This window comes from Pseudomonas sp. 3A(2025) (genome assembly GCF_054589175.1).
On sequence record NZ_BAAILM010000018.1, the window covers coordinates 166,089 to 184,477 of the forward strand.

Consider the following 18,389-nt stretch of genomic DNA (forward strand, 5'->3'; position numbering starts at 1 on the left):
TCTGCTTCGAGGTGCAGCCATGTGTTGCTGTGGGTGCGCGATTTGCACCAGGCCGTGGCGAATTTCCGCGCCGCCGGCTTCGAGGTCACTTACGCCACCGCCGAAGCCGGCGCACAACATGCACACATCTGGTTCAGCCAGGGACCGATCATCGAACTGTTGACCACACCGCGTCACGCCTGGCTGTTCAAGTGGCCCATCGACTGCCTCGCCGGTCGGGGTGCCGGGCGGCGCATGCTGCGCTGGGCTGCCCAGGGCGAAGGCTTCTGTGACCTCGCGCTGCTGTGCGAAGACCCAGCCCTGGCACCACGCCTCAAGGACCTGGTGGCCTGCGGCGTGAGCATGGGACACACGGTCAACTGGCGACGCACCTGCGCCGACGGTACCCAGACACGCTTTCGCTTCGTGTACCCGCGCCATGACCGCCTGCCCTTTCTGGTCACGCCTTATACGCCCTCGCAACACCCGACGTACAAGGTCCACCCCAATGGCGCCACCGGCTTGGCCGCAATTCACCTGGGGGTGCATCCCGATGATCGCACCGCCCTCAGCCTGCTGACCGGCGATGACCCGCTGCTGCACCTGCAGCCGGCCGCCCACACCGGTGTTCAGGCGGTGCAAATCACCGGCCTTGCGCACCCGCTGAATCTGCACGGCGCCCGGTTGCTGGGCTGCCCCACTGTCCAAGGAGATTGCCATGCTTGATGGATGCACTGACTGGCCCGACGATTTTATCCGCCGCTACCGCGAGCAAGGCTACTGGCGCGGCGTGCCGTTGGGCGAACTGCTGCGCGAGCAGGCCCGGCGTACGCCGCACAAAGAGGCATTGGTGGACGGCAGCCGGCGCTGGAGCTATGCCGAGCTCGACCATCAGGCCGACAGTGTGGCCGCAGGCCTCGCCGACCGCGGGCTGCTGGCCGGCCAGCGGGTGTTGGTGCAGTTGCCGAATATCGCCGAATTCTTCAGCCTGACCTTTGCCCTGTTGCGCCTGGGCGCGATCCCGGTGTTTGCGCTGCCGGCTCATCGCGAACATGAGCTTGCGCACCTGGCGCAGCTCAGCCAGGCGGTGGCCTATGTGATTGTCGACCAGCATCTGGGCTTCGACTATCGCCCGTTGGCGCACACGCTGTGCGAGCAAGTGCCGAGCCTGCAACAGGTCTGGGTGGTCGGCGCAGCCGAGTCGTTCGTGCCTCTGGCGCAGTGCGTTGCCCGCCCGCGCGAACTGCCGGCACCGGATGCGCGGGAGGTGGCGGTACTGCTGCTGTCCGGCGGCACCACCGGCATGCCCAAGCTGATCCCGCGTACCCATGACGATTACGCCTGCAACGCGCGCCTGGCGGCACAAGCATGTGGTTTCGACGCCGAGACCCGCTACCTGGCAGCGCTGCCGGTGGCGCACAATTTCCCCCTCGCCTCCCCCGGTGCGCTGGGCGTGTTCAGTGTCGGCGCGACCCTGGTGCTGGCGCCAGAGCCGAGCCCGGACACCGCCTTCGAGCTGATCGAACGCGAACGTATCACCCACACCGCGTTGATCCCGCCGCTGGTGCTGTTGTGGCTGGAAGTCGCGCAGTGGTCCGATCACGACCTGAGCAGCCTGCAATGGCTGCAAGTCGGCGGCGCACGGCTCAAGGCCGAGATCGCCGCACGCATTCACCCGGCGCTGGGCTGCGGCCTGCAACAGGTGTACGGCATGGCCGAGGGTTTGCTGTGCTTTACGCCGCTGGACGATCCGCAGGCGCTGGTGTTCGACACCCAAGGCTTGCCGCTGACGGCGGCCGATGAGATTCGCATCGTCGATGGCGATGACCTGCCGGTGGTGCCCGGCACAGTCGGTGAATTGCTGGTACGTGGTCCCTACACCATTCGTGGCTATTACGATGCCGCCGAGCATAACCAGCGCGCCTTTACCACAGACGGCTTTTACCGATCCGGTGACCTGGTACGACGCTTGCCCCAGGGGCATCTGGTGGTCGAAGGGCGCATCAAGGATGTGATCAATCGGGGTGGCGAGAAAATCCCTGTAGAGGAAATCGAGAACCTGCTGCTGGGCCACCCCCAGATTCGCGATGTAGCCTTGGTGGGCCTGGCCGACGAGTTACTGGGCGAGCGCAGTTGCGCCTGTGTGCTGGCCGACGGCGAGCCGGTCGACCTGGCGTCGATCAACGCCTGGCTGCGCGCGCGCGGGCTGGCCGCCTGCAAGTTACCGGACCGTTTGCAAGTGCTGCAGCAGTTCCCGCTGACGCGCCTGGGCAAGGTCAACCGCAAGGCTTTGGCGGAACAGATGGTGGTGCCATGAACAGCGTTGCATCGCCCTGGCTACGCGTGTTGCGAGAGAGCGAACAGGCTCGGGCACGGCTGGTGTGCCTGGCCCATGCCGGGGGCAGCGCGAGTTTTTTTCGCTCGTGGCTGGCACACCTGCCAGGGGATATCGACCTGCTGGCCGTGCAGTATCCGGGGCGAGAGGAGCGTTTCAGCGAAGCACCTATAGCCTGCCTGGACAGCCTGGCCGGGCACATTGCCGAAGCGCTGCAAGCCCTGCCCGAGCGCCCCTTGCTGCTGTTCGGCCACAGCATGGGCGCGGCGCTCGCCTACGCCGTAGGGGTGCGCCTGCAAGCGGCAGGCCCGAGGGCTGCCCATGTATTCGTCTCGGGGCACGCGCCCCCACACCGGCAACCGCCCAGCGACCTGCACCGCCAGGACGATGCGGCGCTGGTCGCCGACATCCTGCGCCAGGACGCCAGCGCCGCCGGTCTTTGGGCCGATCCGCAACTGCGGGCACTGTTTCTGCCCACCCTGCGCAGCGACTACCGGGCCATAGAAACCTGGCGCCCCACGCAGCTCACACCGCTGAGGGTGCCACTGGATGTGCTGCTGGCCCGCGATGACGCCGAGGTGAGCCTTGAGCAAGCCCGTGCCTGGGCAGACCTCAGCGACTACACCCCGGATATCCGCCTGTTCGATGGCAACCATTTTTACCTCAAGCATCAGCCGCGACCGGTGATCCAGCACCTGCTGCACCGCACCGCCTACCTTCAGGGAAACTCGCTATGAAAACCCCGGAACACTGCACTGACCTGACGGATATCCGTCAGGCCATCGACAGCCTCGACCAGCAGATCATCAGTGCTCTCGGCCTGCGCATGCACTACGTCAAGGCCGCCTCCGCGTTCAAGCCCGACCAGGCCAGCATCGCAGCCCCGGAGCGCGTCGCGGCGATGTTGCCGCAGCGTCGGCAGTGGGCGCAGGAGGCCGGGCTGGACAGTGAATTTATCGAGGGGCTGTTCAGCCAGATCATCCACTGGTACATCGCCGAGCAAACCGCTTTCTGGCTGCAAAAAAGGAGCAAGGTCGTATGAACGCGGCCGAACTGCTCAAGGTGTTGCAGACCGCGCATCAGCACGCGGCGGCGTATCAACGACCTGTAGTCGCCGTCTATTCGCACGCCGCACCGGCGCTGGATCCGCTTGCTCTTTATGAGTCTCACCGGCAGGGGTTTTTCTGGTGCACGCACTCACCGGAGCTGGCCCTGTTCGGTCTGGGCTGTGCCTGGCAGATAGAGGCCCATGGCCCCCGGCGCATGCTTGAGGTCGACCGACAATGGTTCGCACTGTGTGCCGATGCCGTGATCGACGGGCCCAAGGCACCGTTGCTGCTGGGCGGCATGCGCTTCGATGAACAGCGACCGTGCGCGCCGCATTGGGCCGCCTTCACCGACGCCAGTTTTCACCTGGCCCACTGGCTGCTCAGCGAAGACACCGATGGCCGCTGGCTACGTTGTCAGCGGGTGGTGAAACCCGACAGTGACCCGGCAGCACTGGCACGCGAAAGCCTGGCAGTCTATGCGCAACTGCTCGAACCACCGGCCTTGACCACACCTTCGCCGCACGTACTCGAATGCACTTCGCTGCCTTCGGCGCAGTGGCAAGCCAAGGTGGACACAGCGTTGCAGGCCATCGCCCGGCGCGACCTGAGCAAGGTGGTGCTGGCAAGGCATATCGACTACCAACTGGACACCGCCCTTGATAGCGGCGCGGTGATGCGGCGGCTGCACGCCCGACGCAACGCCTCCCACCTGTTTGCCTTGCACCGTGGCGAGCATTGTTTCATTGGCGCCACGCCCGAGCGGCTGCTCAGTTGCCAGGACTCGCGCCTGACCACCCACGCGTTGGCTGGCAGTGCGCGGCGCGGCATCAATGCCGACGAGGATCACGCCATCGGTGAACGCTTACTCGCCGATCCCAAGGAACAGCACGAACACCAGTTGGTGGTCCAGACCATCACCGGGGCCTTGGCCAACAGCGTGAGTCAATTACGCGCCGCACCGCGCCCCGGCCTGCTGAAACTGGCCACGGTGCAGCACTTGAGTACGCCCATCACTGCGCAACTCAACGCCGGCAAGCACCTGCTGGACGGCGTGCAGGCACTGCATCCGACACCCGCGGTCGGTGGGCTGCCGGGGGCGCCCGCACTGGATTTCATCCGTGATCACGAAGGGTTCGACCGTGGCTGGTATGCCGCACCAGTGGGCTGGCTGGATGCCGACGGCAACGGTGACTTTCTGGTGGCCTTGCGCTCGGCGCTGCTTACGCCGACGCATTGCCATGCATTTGCCGGCTGTGGAATCGTCGAGGGGTCGTTGCCTGCCAATGAATATGAAGAAACGCAGCTCAAGCTTGCCAGCATGGAGCAGGCACTGCTTTTGCGGCGCCAGTCGATGAATCCGGAGCAAAACTCAGCGACAACCAACAGGCTGCCGTTCTTGCAATAAAACAATACATGCACATCCGCTTCGGATGCTGAGATAGAAACTCCAAAACCCACCGAGCTGGACGCGATTGAAGTGATCGGCAAGGGAAATAGCGCCAGTCGTGTCCAGCCGCTCTCGCGCAGCAAGGTCAGCCATGCGCCCATACCCCGGTACAGCGCCGGGCTTTTCGTATCTGGCGATGCCCTACTCTGCTATGGTGACGACCATTCGAGTGTCAGGAAACAGCAAAAGTGGACTTATGGAAATCGCTGTCGTTTACCATTCTGGTAGCGATCAGTACCCCGGCATGGGCAGCCGAAAACAACAATCCATTCCAGGCGGCGCTGATGATTACCACCGTAGTTCCGGCGGTCATCATTTCAGGAGCCACGGCGCTTACATCGGAGATTCCCGATCTTTTCAAACCGGCGAAGAGTGATGCGCTGACGTTCATTGCTTCAGGTGGCGAGATTCGGGGGGCAGAGTTCGAGCAGGCGTCCCGACACTACCGCTCCACCTATGCGTCGCCGCTTATGTCCGACATGCAACTGGCACAGGCAATCGCGATTTTACCCTGACGTCGCGCCCAGGATGCCCGCAGCGCCGGGCAGTCGGGTCCTGCTTATGCCAGCCGCTTCATCGACAGCGTCATCTGTGCCATAAGATCCCTTTGCTCTTTCAGCGAAAGCACAACCCTGGCAATCGAGCGGCTGGTTGCCAGGTCAGACAGGGGGATGCTCGCAATGTACAACTCGATCTCGCCTGATTCAGGATGGATGAGCTTCACCGACAGGCTGTCACTGGCCGCACTGGTGCATTCGCACTTACTGGGTAGAAAGGCGGTTTCAAGCACACGCTGCAGCTCGATTTTCGAATACATGAGCTTTCCTTGTTAGTCTTTTGTCAGGTCAACTATAGACGAAGGCAATGGTGTTGCGCCTGGGTATTAACGTTCACGTGACCCGGCCAGAAATGCTGTTCTGTGTACTGAGGGAGCTGTCGGTGGCATACCGGGATGCGTCCCCCACATCCCGCCCCTGCTCCAGTACAGCGCACCCTGTTCGGATTGCTTCGCAGCGTGTGGTTTGAATTTCAACTTTGTGTGCCAGCAGCGCTAAAACCAGCGCTGACTAGTCGTGTTGATCGGCGTCAGGCGCTAGCCTTATGTACCAGCGATTATCGTCATAGTGTTGGGGATCATGATCGGCCAAAACCGCGCTCCAAAAACCACCGGAATGTTCGTCGACAACCCGAAAAAACAATCGCTGGTTATTGCTGTTACGGAGTATATCGATGAGCAGCCCGACGACAGCTCGGCCGATGCCCTGCCGTCGATAGGGCGGAAAGACGAATAGTGGCGTTACATCGCCATGGATAAAATTAAAAACACTAAAGCCGACAAGCTCGCCATCGCGCAGAGCCGCGTAGACAAAGCGTTCTCTGTCAGTGAACTCTAGAGGAAGCCCCAGGCTTGCCCTTTCTGAGACACCTTCGAGGAAACTCCTGATTTCCTGCATGTCGCTAGAAGATGCTTCGCGGAGCGTTACTCCCGTTGTCATCACGCTTGCCTCGGCAGATAGATATGGCAATTTAACACCGCGCAGGTAAAGCGCCAAAAGCCAGCTTGATCTGCCAGCAGCTTACTGGGGATTACGGCCAATCGATTCCCAAACATCAGTGCTGACAGCTCTTAAAAAGAGGCAGGCATGATCCGAAAGATCAAGCTCACTTGGAAAGTCCCTATGGGCAGAAATGAAAAAGCCACCCGAAGGTGGCTAAGTCATTGAAAATATTGGTCGGGACGGAGTGATTCGAACACTCGACCCCTTGCACCCCATGCAAGTGCGCTACCGGGCTGCGCTACGCCCCGACTCCGGTGTTGAAACGCTTCCCATGCTGCGGAAGTGGTGAGGAATATACCCTAAGCTTTTGAATTATGGAAGCATTTTGCCGAATCGATTTTATGATTTGAGCAAAACCAGTACATCTTCCAGATCGGTAATCATCTGCCGAATCATCTGCTTGTACTGCTGGGTATCGTCCTCGGGCTCACCGGCGGTCATGCGCAAGCGCGCACCACCGATGGTGAAGCCTTGCTCGTAGAGCAACGCGCGGATCTGCCGGATCATCAGCACGTCCTGGTGCTGATAATAACGGCGATTACCGCGTCGCTTGACGGGGTTGAGCTGGGGAAACTCCTGTTCCCAATAGCGCAAAACGTGCGGTTTGACCGCGCAGAGCTCGCTTACCTCACCGATGGTGAAGTAGCGTTTGCCCGGTATGGGCGGCAACTCGTCGTTATGACTTGGTTCCAGCATAAGCTTCAACTCGGGCTTTGAGTTTCTGCCCTGGACGAAAGGTTACGACACGGCGAGCGGTGATGGGAATTTCTTCCCCTGTCTTCGGATTTCGACCCGGACGCTGGCGTTTGTCGCGCAGATCGAAATTGCCGAAACCGGACAATTTTACCTGCTCGTTGTCTTCCAGCGCGTGCCTGATTTCCTCAAAGAACAGCTCGACCAGTTCCTTGGCTTCTCGTTTATTCAGGCCTAGCTCATCATACAGACGTTCGGCCATCTCAGCTTTCGTCAGAGCCCCCATACGTTACTTCCTTAACGTGGTGTTTAACCTCTCCTCAAGCGAGGTGAGGATTGCAAGCGTGGTTGCGTTGACCTCATCGTCGTTAAGAGTGCGCGATGGATGCTGCCAGGTCAAGCCGACAGCGAGGCTTTTTCTATGCGGATCAATGCCTTTACCTTGATACACATCGAACAGCCTGAGATCGGTAAGCCATTCGCCGGCATTTTCACGAATCACATCGAGTACGGCGCTGGCCGCTACGTCGCGGTCGGCCAGCAGGGCCAGGTCGCGGCGCACTTCAGGGAAGCGCGACAGTTCGTGGAATTTCGGCAGGCGGCCTTCAGCCACTTCCGCCAGAATCAGCTCGAATACGAAGACCGGACGATCCAGACCCAGGTTTTTCGCAAGCTCCGGGTGGATAGCGCCCAGGTAGCCGACTTCGCGACCGTCACGCTCGATCAGGGCGGTCTGGCCCGGATGCAGCGCCGGGTGCTTGCCTGGCTTGAAGGTGAATACATCCAGCGCACCGGCAAAGCCCAGTACCGCTTCGACATCAGCCTTGACGTCGAAGAAGTCCACGGCATCACGGCCCTGCGCCCAGCCTTCCGGCAGACGGCTGCCACACACCACGCCCGCCAGCATCGGCTCTTGCTTCAAGCCTTCGAGCTGACCGACGAAACGCAGGCCGCTCTCGAACAGGCGCACGCGATCCTGCTGACGATTGAGGTTGTGTTGCAGCGCCTTGACCAGGCCCGGCCACAGCGACGAGCGCATGGCAGCCATGTCGTTGGAGATCGGATTGGCCAGCAGCAGTGGCTGAGCACCCGGATTGAACAGTTCGAACCATTTCGGATCGATGAAGCTGTAGGTAATCGCTTCCTGATAACCGCGAGCAACCAGCAGACGACGCAACTCCGGCAGATCGCCGCGTGCCTCGGCTTTGGCCTGGGGTGCCAGACGCGCTTGCGGGTAGCGAACCGGCAGGCGGTTGTAACCATACAGACGCGCCAGTTCTTCGATCAGATCGATTTCAAGGCTGATATCGAAACGATGACTTGGCACTTCGACACGCCACTCGCCGTCAGCCTGACGGGTTGTGGTCAGTTCCAGACCGGTCAGCAGACGCTCGACTTCGGCGTCTTCGATTACCAGACCAAGCATTTGCTCGATGCGGTTGGCGCGCAAGGTGATCGGCGCAATCGACGGCAGGTGTTGCTCGCTGGCAACCTCGACGATCGGACCGGCTTCACCGCCGGTGATGTCCAGCAGCAGGCCGGTAGCACGCTCCATGGCTTCGCGGGCCAGTTGCGAGTCGACACCGCGCTCGTAGCGGTGCGAGGCATCGGTGTGCAGGCCATAGGAACGCGCCTTGCCCGCCACGGAAATAGTGTCGAAAAATGCACTTTCCAGGAAGATGTCCTGGGTCTTGGCGGTCACGCCGCTGTGTTCGCCGCCCATTACACCGGCGATGGCCAAAGCACGCTGGTGATCGGCAATGACCAGGGTATCGGCACGCAGAGTGACTTCCTGACCGTCGAGCAGGACCAGTTTCTCACCCTCCTCGGCCATGCGCACGCGAATGCCGCCATTTATTTCAGCCAGATCGAAGGCGTGCAGCGGCTGACCCAGTTCGATCATCACGTAGTTGGTGATGTCTACGGCGGCATCGATGCTGCGGATATCCGAACGACGCAGGCGCTCGACCATCCACAGAGGGGTCGGACGCGACAGGTCGACGTTACGGATAACCCGGCCCAGATAACGCGGGCAGGCGTTGGGTGCCAGCACTTCGACGGGGCGCACTTCATCGTGAGCCACAGCCACTGCAGGGACCTGCACACGGGTGACCGGCGTGTCGTACAGTGCGCCGACTTCACGGGCCAGACCGGCCAGCGACAGGCAGTCGCCACGGTTCGGGGTCAGGTCGACTTCGATGCTTGCATCGTCCAGTTGCAGGTAGACACGGATGTCTTCGCCCACCGGTGCATCGGCGGCCAGTTCCAGCAAGCCGTCGTTGCCTTCGCCCAGCTCAAGCTCGGCAGCCGAACACAGCATGCCGTTGGACTCGACGCCGCGCAGCTTGGCCTTCTTGATCTTGAAGTCGCCCGGCAGTTGCGCGCCGATCATGGCGAAAGGAATCTTCAGGCCAGGGCGCACATTCGGCGCGCCGCACACCACCTGAAAGGTTTCGTTACCATTGCTGACCTGGCAAACGCGCAGCTTGTCGGCATCGGGGTGCTGCTCGGTGCTCAGCACCTCGCCCACCACAACACCGGAGAAAACGCCGGCGGCCAGCGTCACGCTGTCAACCTCAAGACCGGCCATCGACAGACGAGCCACCAGCTCATCGCGGGATACCTGCGGGCTTACCCAGCCACGCAGCCATTGTTCACTGAATTTCATCCTGCTCTCCTGAAAGATTCGTTACGGGCCCGACTAGCGAAATTGCGCAAGGAATCGCAAGTCGTTGTCGAAGAACAGGCGCAAATCGTTGACGCCGTAACGCAGCATGGCCAGACGCTCGACGCCCATACCAAAGGCGAAGCCCTGGAATTGCTCGGGATCGATGCCGGACATACGCAGCACATTCGGGTGCACCATGCCGCAGCCCATGACTTCGAGCCAGCCGGTCTGTTTGCAGACGCGGCAGCCCTTGCCACTGCACATCACGCATTCCATATCCACTTCTGCCGAAGGCTCGGTGAACGGGAAGTACGAAGGACGGAAACGCACGGCCAGTTCTTTCTCGAAGAACACGCGCAGGAACTCTTCGATGGTGCCTTTCAGGTCAGCGAAGTTGATGTCGCGATCAACCAGCAGGCCTTCGATCTGGTGGAACATCGGCGAGTGGGTGATATCGGAGTCGCTACGATACACACGGCCTGGGCAGACGATGCGGATCGGCGGCTGCTGAGCCTCCATGGTCCGCACTTGCACCGGCGAGGTGTGGGTGCGCAACAGCATGTTGGCATTGAAATAGAAGGTGTCGTGCATCGACCGGGCCGGGTGGTGGCCTGGGATGTTGAGCGCCTCGAAATTGTGGTAGTCGTCTTCGACTTCCGGGCCTTCGGCAATGCCGTAGCCGATGTGGGTAAAGAACTGTTCGATACGTTCCAGAGTGCGGGTAATCGGGTGCAGACCACCAGTGGTCTGTCCGCGGCCCGGCAGGGTCACATCAATGCACTCGGCCGCGAGCCTGGCAGACAGCTCCGCCTCCTCGAACGACGCCTTGCGGGCATTGAGAACCTCTGTGACACGCTCCTTGGCAACGTTGATCAGGGCGCCGACTTTGGGGCGCTCTTCAGCAGGCATATTGCCCAGGGTCTTCATCACCTGGGTCAGCTCGCCTTTTTTGCCGAGGTAGTGAACCCGGATTTGCTCCAGGGCATTGATATCTTCGGCGCTTTGCACAGCCTCAAGAGCTTGGGAGACCAGCGCGTCCAGGTTTTCCATGTACAGACTCCAGATACGAAATAGGGGAAGAGCGCAGGCTCTTCCCCTATTTATGACGTTCAATACCGACCCTGAAAATCAGGGCCAGTGACTGTCGGGGACTTAGGCCAAAGTGGCTTTAGCTTTCTCGACAATCGCAGCAAACGCCGCTTTTTCGTTCACAGCCAGATCAGCCAGAACCTTACGGTCGATCTCGATGGACGCTTTTTTCAGGCCAGCGATGAAACGGCTGTAGGACAGACCGTTAACACGAGCACCAGCGTTGATACGAGCGATCCACAGAGCGCGGAACTGACGTTTTTTCTGACGACGGTCACGGTAGGCGTATTGGCCTGCCTTGATAACCGCTTGCTTGGCAACACGGAATACACGCGAACGTGCGCCGTAGTAGCCTTTTGCAAGTTTCAGAATCTTTTTGTGACGCTTACGGGCAATGACGCCACGCTTAACACGAGCCATGAGTTACTTCCTCTTAATTCTTGATCAAAATTAGCGCAGGCGCAGCATGCGCTCGACTTTTGCCACGTCAGATGCGTGCAGCTGGCTGCTGCCGCGCAGTTGACGCTTACGCTTGGTCGACATTTTGGTCAGGATGTGGCTCTTGAAAGCGTGTTTATGCTTGATGCCGTTAGCAGTTTTCAAAAACCGCTTGGCTGCACCGCTTTTCGTTTTCATCTTTGGCATGTTCGGATACTCCGCATTCAGTTGATAAACATAACCATAAGGCCTGCCGTGCCCTGGTGGTTACTTCTTCTTTTTCGGGGCGATGACCATGATCAGCTGGCGTCCTTCCATCTTAGGATGCTGTTCGACGGCACCGTATTCCACGAGGTCGGCTTCGACCCGCTTCAACAGTTCCATACCCAGCTCCTGGTGGGCCATCTCACGGCCGCGGAATCGCAAGGATACCTTGGCCCTGTCCCCGTCACTCAGGAAACGTACCAGGTTGCGCAGTTTTACCTGGTAATCCCCTTCCTCCGTCCCTGGACGAAACTTGATTTCTTTAACCTGGATCTGCTTCTGGTTCTTCTTCGCTGCTGCAACCTGCTTCTTCTTTTCGAAGAGCGATTTGCCGTAGTCCATGACTCGGCAAACCGGGGGTACAGCGTCGGCAGAAATTTCTACCAGGTCCAGTTTCGCCTCATCGGCGATACGAAGCGCTTCATCAATAGAGACGATGCCAATCTGCTCGCCATCAGCGCCAATTAACCGAACCTCGCGCGCCGAGATATTCTCATTGATCGGGGCTTTTGGTGCAGTTCGTTTATCTTGTCTCATATCACGCTTAATAATAATTACTCCGAATCTTGGCGACCACGCCGGGAAACCGCTTGCGTAAGGAACCCTGCGAATTGGGCGACCGGCATCGAGCCAAGGTCTGCGCCTTCGCGAGTACGCACAGCGACTGTTTGCGTTTCGACTTCCCGATCCCCTATCACAAGGAGATAGGGAACCTTGAGCAAAGTATGCTCGCGGATTTTAAAGCCGATTTTCTCATTTCTCAAGTCAGACTTGGCACGGAATCCGCTTTCGAGCAGAGTTTTTTCGACCTGCAGGGCAAATTCGGCCTGCTTGTCGGTGATATTCATGATCACCGCCTGGGTCGGAGCCAGCCACGCAGGGAACGCACCCTCGTAGTGCTCAATCAGGATACCGATGAAACGTTCGAACGACCCGAGGATCGCGCGATGCAGCATTACCGGGTGCTTGCGGCCGTTGTCTTCGGAGACATATTCGGCGCTCAAACGGATCGGCAGGTTGAAATCGAGCTGCAGGGTACCACACTGCCAGACACGTCCCAGACAATCCTTCAAAGAAAATTCAATCTTCGGACCGTAGAACGCACCTTCACCTGGCTGCAACTGGTACGGCAGGCCCGCGCTGTCGAGGGCTGCGGCCAGCGCGCTTTCGGCGCGATCCCACAACTCATCGGAACCGACGCGCTTCTCGGGACGGGTCGACAGCTTGAGTTCGATGTCCTTGAAGCCGAAATCGGCGTACACATCCAGGGTCAGCTTGATAAAGGCAGCCGACTCGCTTTGCATCTGCTCTTCGGTGCAGAAGATATGCGCGTCGTCCTGGGTAAAGCCACGTACACGCATGATGCCGTGCAATGCACCCGACGGCTCGTTACGGTGACAGGCACCGAACTCGGCCAGACGCAGCGGCAGCTCGCGGTAGCTTTTCAGGCCCTGATTGAACACCTGCACGTGGCACGGGCAGTTCATCGGCTTGATGGCGTAGTCGCGGCTTTCCGACTCGGTGGTGAACATGTTGTCGGCGTAGTTGGCCCAGTGCCCGGATTTCTCCCACAGGCTGCGATCGACCACTTGCGGGGTCTTGATCTCCAGGTAGCCGTTTTCACGCTGCAGCTTGCGCATGTATTGCTCAAGCACCTGATACAGGGTCCAGCCCTGCGGATGCCAGAACACCATGCCCGGCGCTTCTTCCTGGGTGTGAAACAGGCCCAGGCGCTTGCCGATCTTGCGGTGATCGCGCTTTTCAGCTTCTTCGATGCGCTGAATATAAGCCGCCAGTTGCTTCTTGTCGGCCCAGGCGGTGCCATAGACGCGCTGCAATTGTTCGTTCCTGGCATCGCCGCGCCAGTAGGCGCCGGACAGCTTGGTCAGCTTGAATGCCTTGAGAAAGCGGGTGTTCGGCACGTGCGGACCGCGGCACATGTCGACATATTCTTCGTGGTAATACAGACCCATGGCCTGCTCGTCCGGCATGTCTTCGACCAGGCGCAGCTTGTAGTCTTCCTGGCGAGCGGCGAAAACCTCGATCACTTCGGCGCGCGGCGTCACTTTCTTGATGACGTCGTAGTCCTTTTCGATCAGTTGCAGCATGCGCTGCTCGATCGCCGCCAGGTCATCCGGCGTGAAGGGGCGCTCGTAAGCGATGTCGTAGTAGAAGCCTTCGTCGATGACCGGGCCGATGACCATTTTGGCCGTCGGGTACAACTGCTTGACGGCATGACCCACCAGGTGAGCGCAGGAGTGGCGGATGATCTCCAGGCCTTCCTGATCCTTGGGGGTGATGATCTGCAGGCTGGCATCGGTGCTGATCAGGTCGCTGGCGTCGACCAGCTTGCCGTCGACCTTGCCGGCCACGGTAGCCTTGGCAAGACCTGCACCAATGGATAGCGCGACATCGGCGACCGATACCGGGTTATCGAAAGAACGTTGACTGCCGTCGGGAAGAGTAATGATGGGCATGGCGCCTCCTCTCCTAGTGGTGACCCCTACCAAAGGTCACGTGGGTTGGGATGAGCCAGTACGCGATCCGGTGGTATGCCTGCCTCACAGTGGCAGGAGCCTTCAGGCCAACCTTGAACCGAACCAGATGACTGGATTGTACGAAACTGGGTTACAACAGGACGCGCATCCTAGCACAGCTACCTCAATTGACACGTATCGGCCTGAAAATAGATCGAATTCGTCTATCGGGCTGAACCGTCGCGCCCCGTTACCGTCAGAACAGGTGTCTCAAGCCCGCAACGAATGTTCCAGCGAAGGAGAACATCATGAAGCTTCCACGCCGTTTTGCACTTCTCTCTTGCCTTGTTCTGGCCACCCCGCTGGCGGCTCAGGCAGCCATGGACAGCGCCACCCGTACCACCTTCACCCAGCAATGCATCAGCGCCGCCAAAGAGCAGAAACTGGATGAAAAAAGCGCCAGGGCTCACTGCGAATGTGGCGCCAAACAGATTGACGCGAACTTCAGCGACAAGGAAATTGCCGCCATGAACAACCCGGCGGCGGCCCCAGACCCTGCGTTGGCCACTAAACTGCAGAATCTTGTCGGGCAACATTGCGTAAAATAGAACCACCCGGCATACGCTGCCCGTTGCCAGCCAGAAACGCTCAAAGCCCCATGATTACGGGGCTTTGATCTTACCGGGCGCTGGGGTTCAGGCTGCAAAAACAGGTTCCTGGCGTGATCGAGCGCAAATTTGTGCACCTGCGGTCGATAAAGTTTCTACCTAAATGACACGCCCCTCGCGCATTTGGACTATGATAGCGGCGTGTGCCCAGTTGGCCTGAGCAGCACGTTACTGAAATTCATGTTTCCGGAGATTCACCATGTCCAATCGCCAAACCGGCACCGTTAAATGGTTCAACGATGAAAAAGGCTTCGGCTTTATCACACCTCAAGGTGGCGGCGACGATCTGTTCGTACACTTCAAGGCAATCAAGTCTGACGGCTTCAAGAGCCTGAAAGAAGGTCAAACAGTGACCTTCGTTGCTGCGAAAGGCCAGAAAGGCATGCAAGCAGAAGAAGTCCAGGTGGCCTGATTTTTCAGACCCTTGCGACATAAAAAACCCCGTCCTCATGTGACGGGGTTTTTTTATGCGCTGAATCTATCTTGAAGATCAGCCGCAGTTGACGCGAACCACCTTGCCACCCATATCGGTGTTGACGTTGACCCGCTCAGAGCGATATTCAAGGGTGACCATGTCGTTCGGGCTGAGGATGCGCGCATCCATGGCGCCGGACTGGGTACGGACCTGATTGAGAAGTTCGAGCGTGGCTTGCTTGCCAACCGCAGACTGCGCGCCACTGGCATCGCAACGACCATCCCCGACCGGCGCCGAACCAGCCGGACTTGCCGCCGTTGCAGCTTGCGTGGCACTCGGCGCCTCGGTAGCAGGTGCCGGAGCTGAAGTACTGCTGCAGCCTGCCAGTATCGATGTCACTGCGACAAAACCTAGTGTTGCGAATTTCCAGGGCATTACAGCCTCCTTTACCGATAAACAGGACCAGACCCTTTGCGACCACGCCAGAGCACAATGGTTGCACGTTGCCGCCCAGGGAGCGCGAGTCTGCCTTAGGCCATGATCCGATGGGGCAGACAAATCGTCACAAAACATTAATCCCTGTTTTACATTAATCACTGTTTTCTCGTGACTGCGTGCCCGCTGCGTAAGTCGAAGTGCCAAAGTTCTTCAGCAATGGTTTACTGCACGCGCTCGACAGACATCGCGTCGCGGTTCGTTTTTCACAAAGGATTTATAGGAACATGTCAACCGTATCCATAGAAGCGGATATCAAGGCCCGCTGGCCGCAGGGACAATGCGCGCACAGCCCGGGCTCGGCAGAGGAACTCACCATCATTGCGATCGATCTGCTGGTCAAGGAACTGGGCACCGAAAGTGCCCACGCCTTCATCAGCCAGGTGCTAAGCCGTCATACCGGATCAGGCATCACGCTCTGAACGATAGCCTTACTTCAAGCGGCCCAGACGATTGGCCAGCAGATCGAAAAAGCCCTGAGCGTCACCATTTTCGATCCACAGCACGTTTTCGGGCTGTTTGAGGGTGCCATACCAGTCGGCGACGGTTTGACCGAAGCCGACGCCTTCGCGACTGTCGATGGCTACATGGATGCTTCGTCCGCTGAAAAGCCCGGGCTGGAGCAGCCAGGCGATGACACTGGCATCGTGTACCGGCCCACCGGGCAGGCCATAATGCGCCATATCCAGCTTGACGTATTCATTGAGAATGCCTTCGACCCGCTTGCCAGCCTCATTGCCCAATGCGGCGATCTGCGCCAGACGCGCTTCACTGGTGAGGATCTTGTGGGTGACATCCAGCGGTATATAAACCAGCTTGACCCCACTGCCCAGCACGACCTGCGCAGCATGCGGGTCGGCGAACAGATTGAATTCGGCCACCGGGGTGATATTGCCGCCATTGAAGTGCGCACCGCCCATCACCACCACTTCCTTGATGCCGCGCGTGATCTGCGGCGCCTGGGTCAACGCCAGGGCCAGATTGGTCTGCGGCCCGAGCATGGCGATGGTAATGCTGTGCGGCTCGGCCTGGCTCAAGGTGCGGATCAGGTAATCGACAGCATTACCCTCGGCCAGCCCCTTGGCAGGCTCATAGACCGCAACGCCCGGCAACCCCTCCTGGCCATGCACGTTATCGGCATAGATGGGCGTACGCACCAGCGGACGTGGCGCGCCGGCGTACACCGGCACTTCTTCGCGCCCTGCCCACTCACGCGCCAGCCGCGCGTTACGCGAGGTTTTGTCGAGCCGCACATTGCCCGCCACCGTGGTAATCGCCAGCACATTGAGCTCTTCTGGCGAAGCCAGCGCCAACAGCAAGGCCACTACATCGTCGGCACCCGGATCGGTATCGATGATCAAATCGCGCTTTTCAGCACCCTGAACACTCGCAACTACACTTGTCACACCGAGAATGGACACAAGCACGACTCCCTTTAACCACGTATTGAACAGCGATATCCCTTTCATACAACACTCCTTTTTACTGTTAGAAAACAACCCCGGCCACCAGCGCCACATTGCTGTAAGGCTGGCATTCGCCGGTTCGCACAATCGCCTTGGCACGACGACTCAAGGCTTTCAACGCCTCATGGCTGACCCAGCTTTGCTGCCCCAGCTGACCATCGAACTGCAGGGTTTCGATCATTTGCAGGGCCGGTGGCTTGACCTCGATCATTTCGCTGGCCAGCACATGGCTTTCGACCTGCATTTCACTGAGCACCACATCCAGCACCCCGACGAAATCCGGAACGCCGCGGGTCAGGGCCAGATCGATGAGTTCGACGCCCGGCGGCACCGGCATGCCGGCGTCGACGATCATCAGAATGTCGCCATGCCCCAGCGAGGCAATGACCCGCGACAGGGCAATGTTGAGCAACGGGGTTTTCTTCATGGCGCAAGCACCTTGTGCACATCATCCAGCGATGGGATGGAAGGCTGGGCGCCAGCACGGGTCACCGATATTGCCGCCGCCGCTTGAGCAAAGCGCATCGCTTGCGCCTGTGGCTGACCCTGCGCCAGCGCCGCCGCCAGCGCACCGACGAAGGTATCGCCTGCCGCCGTGGCATCCACAGCCTGCACGGCATGTGCCGGCAGATGCTGACTGCTTGTGGCGCCGGCCAGCAGCACGCCCTGCCCGCCCAGGGTCACAATCACATGGCGCGCCCCGGCAGCGAGCAGGACCTTTGCCGCAGCATCGGCCGTGGCCGGCGAATCGACTTTCAGCCCGGTCAATACCTGCGCTTCGCTCTCATTGGGAATCAGGTAATCGATCAGCGGATACCACTCACCGGGCAACGGCGCGCTGGCCGGGGCCGGATTGAGAATCACCGTGCACCCCGACTCACGGGCCCGGCGCAGACTGTGCAGTACCGTGGGCGCTGGCACTTCGAGCTGGCAGACGACCACCTTGGCGCCCACCAGCAACGCATCGAAGCGCTCGACTGTCGCGGGCAGCAACTGACCGTTGCCACCCTCGACAATGACGATCGAGTTCTGGCTGTGTTGATCGACCAGAATCGAAGCAATGCCGGTACTGACCTCCGGCACCTGCATCACCCCCTGACAATCAATGCCTTCAGCCAGCAGCGCCTCGCGCAACTGCGTGCCGTAAGCATCTTCGCCGACGCAACCCAGCATCGCCACCGTGGCGCCCAGCCGTGCAGCCGCCACCGCCTGATTGGCGCCCTTGCCACCCGGCACGGTCGCAAACGACTCCCCCACCAGGGTTTCACCCGGACGCGGCAGGCGCGGCACGCGCACCACCAGGTCCATATTCAGACTGCCTATTACCACTACCTGTGCTTGCATGAT

Annotated in this window: 23 protein-coding genes and 1 tRNA gene; 9 read left to right on the forward strand and 15 right to left on the reverse strand. The window is 59.8% G+C overall.

The window, feature by feature from the left end; translation table 11 throughout:
* Positions 1 to 21: 21 nt before the first annotated feature.
* The 6 genes from ACYP2A_RS07435 (at position 22) to ACYP2A_RS07460 (ending at position 5,325) form a co-directional block, all read left to right on the forward strand.
* Positions 22 to 705 carry a VOC family protein gene (locus ACYP2A_RS07435; protein ID WP_459744071.1) on the forward strand — a complete coding sequence of 228 codons (684 nt, stop codon included), beginning with the start codon at positions 22 to 24 and terminating at the stop codon, positions 703 to 705.
* Complete coding sequence (locus ACYP2A_RS07440) at positions 698 to 2,296, forward strand: (2,3-dihydroxybenzoyl)adenylate synthase (RefSeq protein ID WP_459744072.1); 1,599 nt, start codon at positions 698 to 700, stop codon at positions 2,294 to 2,296. The genes ACYP2A_RS07435 and ACYP2A_RS07440 overlap by 8 nt, the downstream gene beginning before the upstream one ends.
* Positions 2,293 to 3,051: a thioesterase II family protein gene (locus tag ACYP2A_RS07445; RefSeq protein WP_459744074.1), complete on the forward strand. Its 759-nt coding sequence runs from the start codon at positions 2,293 to 2,295 to the stop codon at positions 3,049 to 3,051. Before ACYP2A_RS07440 ends, ACYP2A_RS07445 begins: the two co-directional genes overlap by 4 nt.
* A complete protein-coding gene (locus ACYP2A_RS07450; RefSeq protein ID WP_459744076.1) occupies positions 3,048 to 3,356 on the forward strand; it encodes an isochorismate lyase in 309 nt (102 codons plus the stop codon). Before ACYP2A_RS07445 ends, ACYP2A_RS07450 begins: the two co-directional genes overlap by 4 nt.
* Positions 3,353 to 4,768 (forward strand): isochorismate synthase, encoded by a 1,416-nt coding sequence (locus ACYP2A_RS07455; protein WP_459744077.1) that lies wholly within the window; start codon positions 3,353 to 3,355, stop codon positions 4,766 to 4,768. The genes ACYP2A_RS07450 and ACYP2A_RS07455 overlap by 4 nt, the downstream gene beginning before the upstream one ends.
* A gap of 230 nt (positions 4,769 to 4,998) precedes the next feature.
* On the forward strand, positions 4,999 to 5,325 hold the full coding sequence (locus ACYP2A_RS07460; protein ID WP_459744078.1) for a DUF2388 domain-containing protein: 327 nt from the start codon (positions 4,999 to 5,001) through the stop codon (positions 5,323 to 5,325).
* A 44-nt stretch (positions 5,326 to 5,369) separates the two neighbouring features.
* On the opposite strand, the gene ACYP2A_RS07465 is transcribed toward ACYP2A_RS07460, so the two are convergent.
* The 11 genes from ACYP2A_RS07465 to thrS all read right to left on the reverse strand — a co-directional run bounded on the left by ACYP2A_RS07465 (position 5,370) and on the right by thrS (position 13,998).
* Complete coding sequence (locus ACYP2A_RS07465; RefSeq protein WP_459744079.1) at positions 5,370 to 5,627, reverse strand: DUF1652 domain-containing protein; 258 nt, start codon at positions 5,625 to 5,627, stop codon at positions 5,370 to 5,372.
* Positions 5,628 to 5,877: 250 nt separating this feature from the next.
* A complete protein-coding gene (locus tag ACYP2A_RS07470; RefSeq protein WP_459744080.1) occupies positions 5,878 to 6,363 on the reverse strand; it encodes a GNAT family N-acetyltransferase in 486 nt (161 codons plus the stop codon).
* Between the two features lie 177 nt (positions 6,364 to 6,540).
* A tRNA-Pro gene (locus ACYP2A_RS07475) sits at positions 6,541 to 6,617 on the reverse strand.
* Positions 6,618 to 6,708: 91 nt separating this feature from the next.
* Positions 6,709 to 7,065, reverse strand: coding sequence for a MerR family transcriptional regulator (locus tag ACYP2A_RS07480; RefSeq protein WP_459744081.1), 357 nt, complete (start codon positions 7,063 to 7,065; stop codon positions 6,709 to 6,711).
* Complete coding sequence (gene ihfA / locus ACYP2A_RS07485; RefSeq protein ID WP_437884046.1) at positions 7,046 to 7,348, reverse strand: integration host factor subunit alpha; 303 nt, start codon at positions 7,346 to 7,348, stop codon at positions 7,046 to 7,048. Before ihfA ends, ACYP2A_RS07480 begins: the two co-directional genes overlap by 20 nt.
* Before the next feature lie 3 nt (positions 7,349 to 7,351).
* Positions 7,352 to 9,730 (reverse strand): phenylalanine--tRNA ligase subunit beta, encoded by a 2,379-nt coding sequence (gene pheT, locus ACYP2A_RS07490; RefSeq protein WP_459744082.1) that lies wholly within the window; start codon positions 9,728 to 9,730, stop codon positions 7,352 to 7,354.
* A gap of 33 nt (positions 9,731 to 9,763) precedes the next feature.
* Positions 9,764 to 10,780, reverse strand: a complete 1,017-nt coding sequence (pheS, locus tag ACYP2A_RS07495) for a phenylalanine--tRNA ligase subunit alpha (protein WP_459744083.1) — start codon at positions 10,778 to 10,780, stop codon at positions 9,764 to 9,766.
* A gap of 102 nt (positions 10,781 to 10,882) precedes the next feature.
* Complete coding sequence (rplT, locus tag ACYP2A_RS07500; RefSeq protein ID WP_002553161.1) at positions 10,883 to 11,239, reverse strand: 50S ribosomal protein L20; 357 nt, start codon at positions 11,237 to 11,239, stop codon at positions 10,883 to 10,885.
* Between the two features lie 30 nt (positions 11,240 to 11,269).
* Positions 11,270 to 11,464, reverse strand: coding sequence for a 50S ribosomal protein L35 (gene rpmI / locus ACYP2A_RS07505; protein WP_056839924.1), 195 nt, complete (start codon positions 11,462 to 11,464; stop codon positions 11,270 to 11,272).
* Between the two features lie 60 nt (positions 11,465 to 11,524).
* Complete coding sequence (gene infC / locus ACYP2A_RS07510; RefSeq protein WP_459744168.1) at positions 11,525 to 12,076, reverse strand: translation initiation factor IF-3; 552 nt, start codon at positions 12,074 to 12,076, stop codon at positions 11,525 to 11,527.
* A complete protein-coding gene (thrS, locus tag ACYP2A_RS07515; protein ID WP_459744085.1) occupies positions 12,076 to 13,998 on the reverse strand; it encodes a threonine--tRNA ligase in 1,923 nt (640 codons plus the stop codon). The genes infC and thrS overlap by 1 nt, the downstream gene beginning before the upstream one ends.
* Positions 13,999 to 14,306: 308 nt before the next feature.
* Between thrS and ACYP2A_RS07520 the strand changes: the two genes are divergently transcribed.
* Together ACYP2A_RS07520 and ACYP2A_RS07525 are read left to right on the forward strand one after the other, a co-directional pair.
* Positions 14,307 to 14,606 (forward strand): hypothetical protein, encoded by a 300-nt coding sequence (locus tag ACYP2A_RS07520; protein WP_459744087.1) that lies wholly within the window; start codon positions 14,307 to 14,309, stop codon positions 14,604 to 14,606.
* Between the two features lie 259 nt (positions 14,607 to 14,865).
* A complete protein-coding gene (locus ACYP2A_RS07525) occupies positions 14,866 to 15,078 on the forward strand; it encodes a cold-shock protein (protein ID WP_459744089.1) in 213 nt (70 codons plus the stop codon).
* A 78-nt stretch (positions 15,079 to 15,156) separates the two neighbouring features.
* Here the strand turns inward: ACYP2A_RS07525 and ACYP2A_RS07530 are convergent, their stop codons facing one another.
* A complete protein-coding gene (locus ACYP2A_RS07530; RefSeq protein WP_459744090.1) occupies positions 15,157 to 15,516 on the reverse strand; it encodes an I78 family peptidase inhibitor in 360 nt (119 codons plus the stop codon).
* A 287-nt stretch (positions 15,517 to 15,803) separates the two neighbouring features.
* Between ACYP2A_RS07530 and ACYP2A_RS07535 the strand changes: the two genes are divergently transcribed.
* Positions 15,804 to 15,998, forward strand: coding sequence for a hypothetical protein (locus tag ACYP2A_RS07535; protein WP_459744092.1), 195 nt, complete (start codon positions 15,804 to 15,806; stop codon positions 15,996 to 15,998).
* Positions 15,999 to 16,007: 9 nt separating this feature from the next.
* Here ACYP2A_RS07535 and ACYP2A_RS07540 read toward each other — a convergent pair whose 3' ends face one another.
* From ACYP2A_RS07540 to rbsK, 3 genes are read right to left on the reverse strand one after another with little or no spacing between them, the layout of a single operon-like run.
* Positions 16,008 to 17,045, reverse strand: a complete 1,038-nt coding sequence (locus tag ACYP2A_RS07540; protein WP_459744093.1) for a nucleoside hydrolase — start codon at positions 17,043 to 17,045, stop codon at positions 16,008 to 16,010.
* 19 nt (positions 17,046 to 17,064) lie between these two features.
* Positions 17,065 to 17,469: a D-ribose pyranase gene (gene rbsD / locus ACYP2A_RS07545; RefSeq protein ID WP_459744094.1), complete on the reverse strand. Its 405-nt coding sequence runs from the start codon at positions 17,467 to 17,469 to the stop codon at positions 17,065 to 17,067.
* Positions 17,466 to 18,386 (reverse strand): ribokinase, encoded by a 921-nt coding sequence (rbsK, locus tag ACYP2A_RS07550; RefSeq protein WP_459744095.1) that lies wholly within the window; start codon positions 18,384 to 18,386, stop codon positions 17,466 to 17,468. Before rbsK ends, rbsD begins: the two co-directional genes overlap by 4 nt.
* Positions 18,387 to 18,389: the final 3 nt, after the last annotated feature.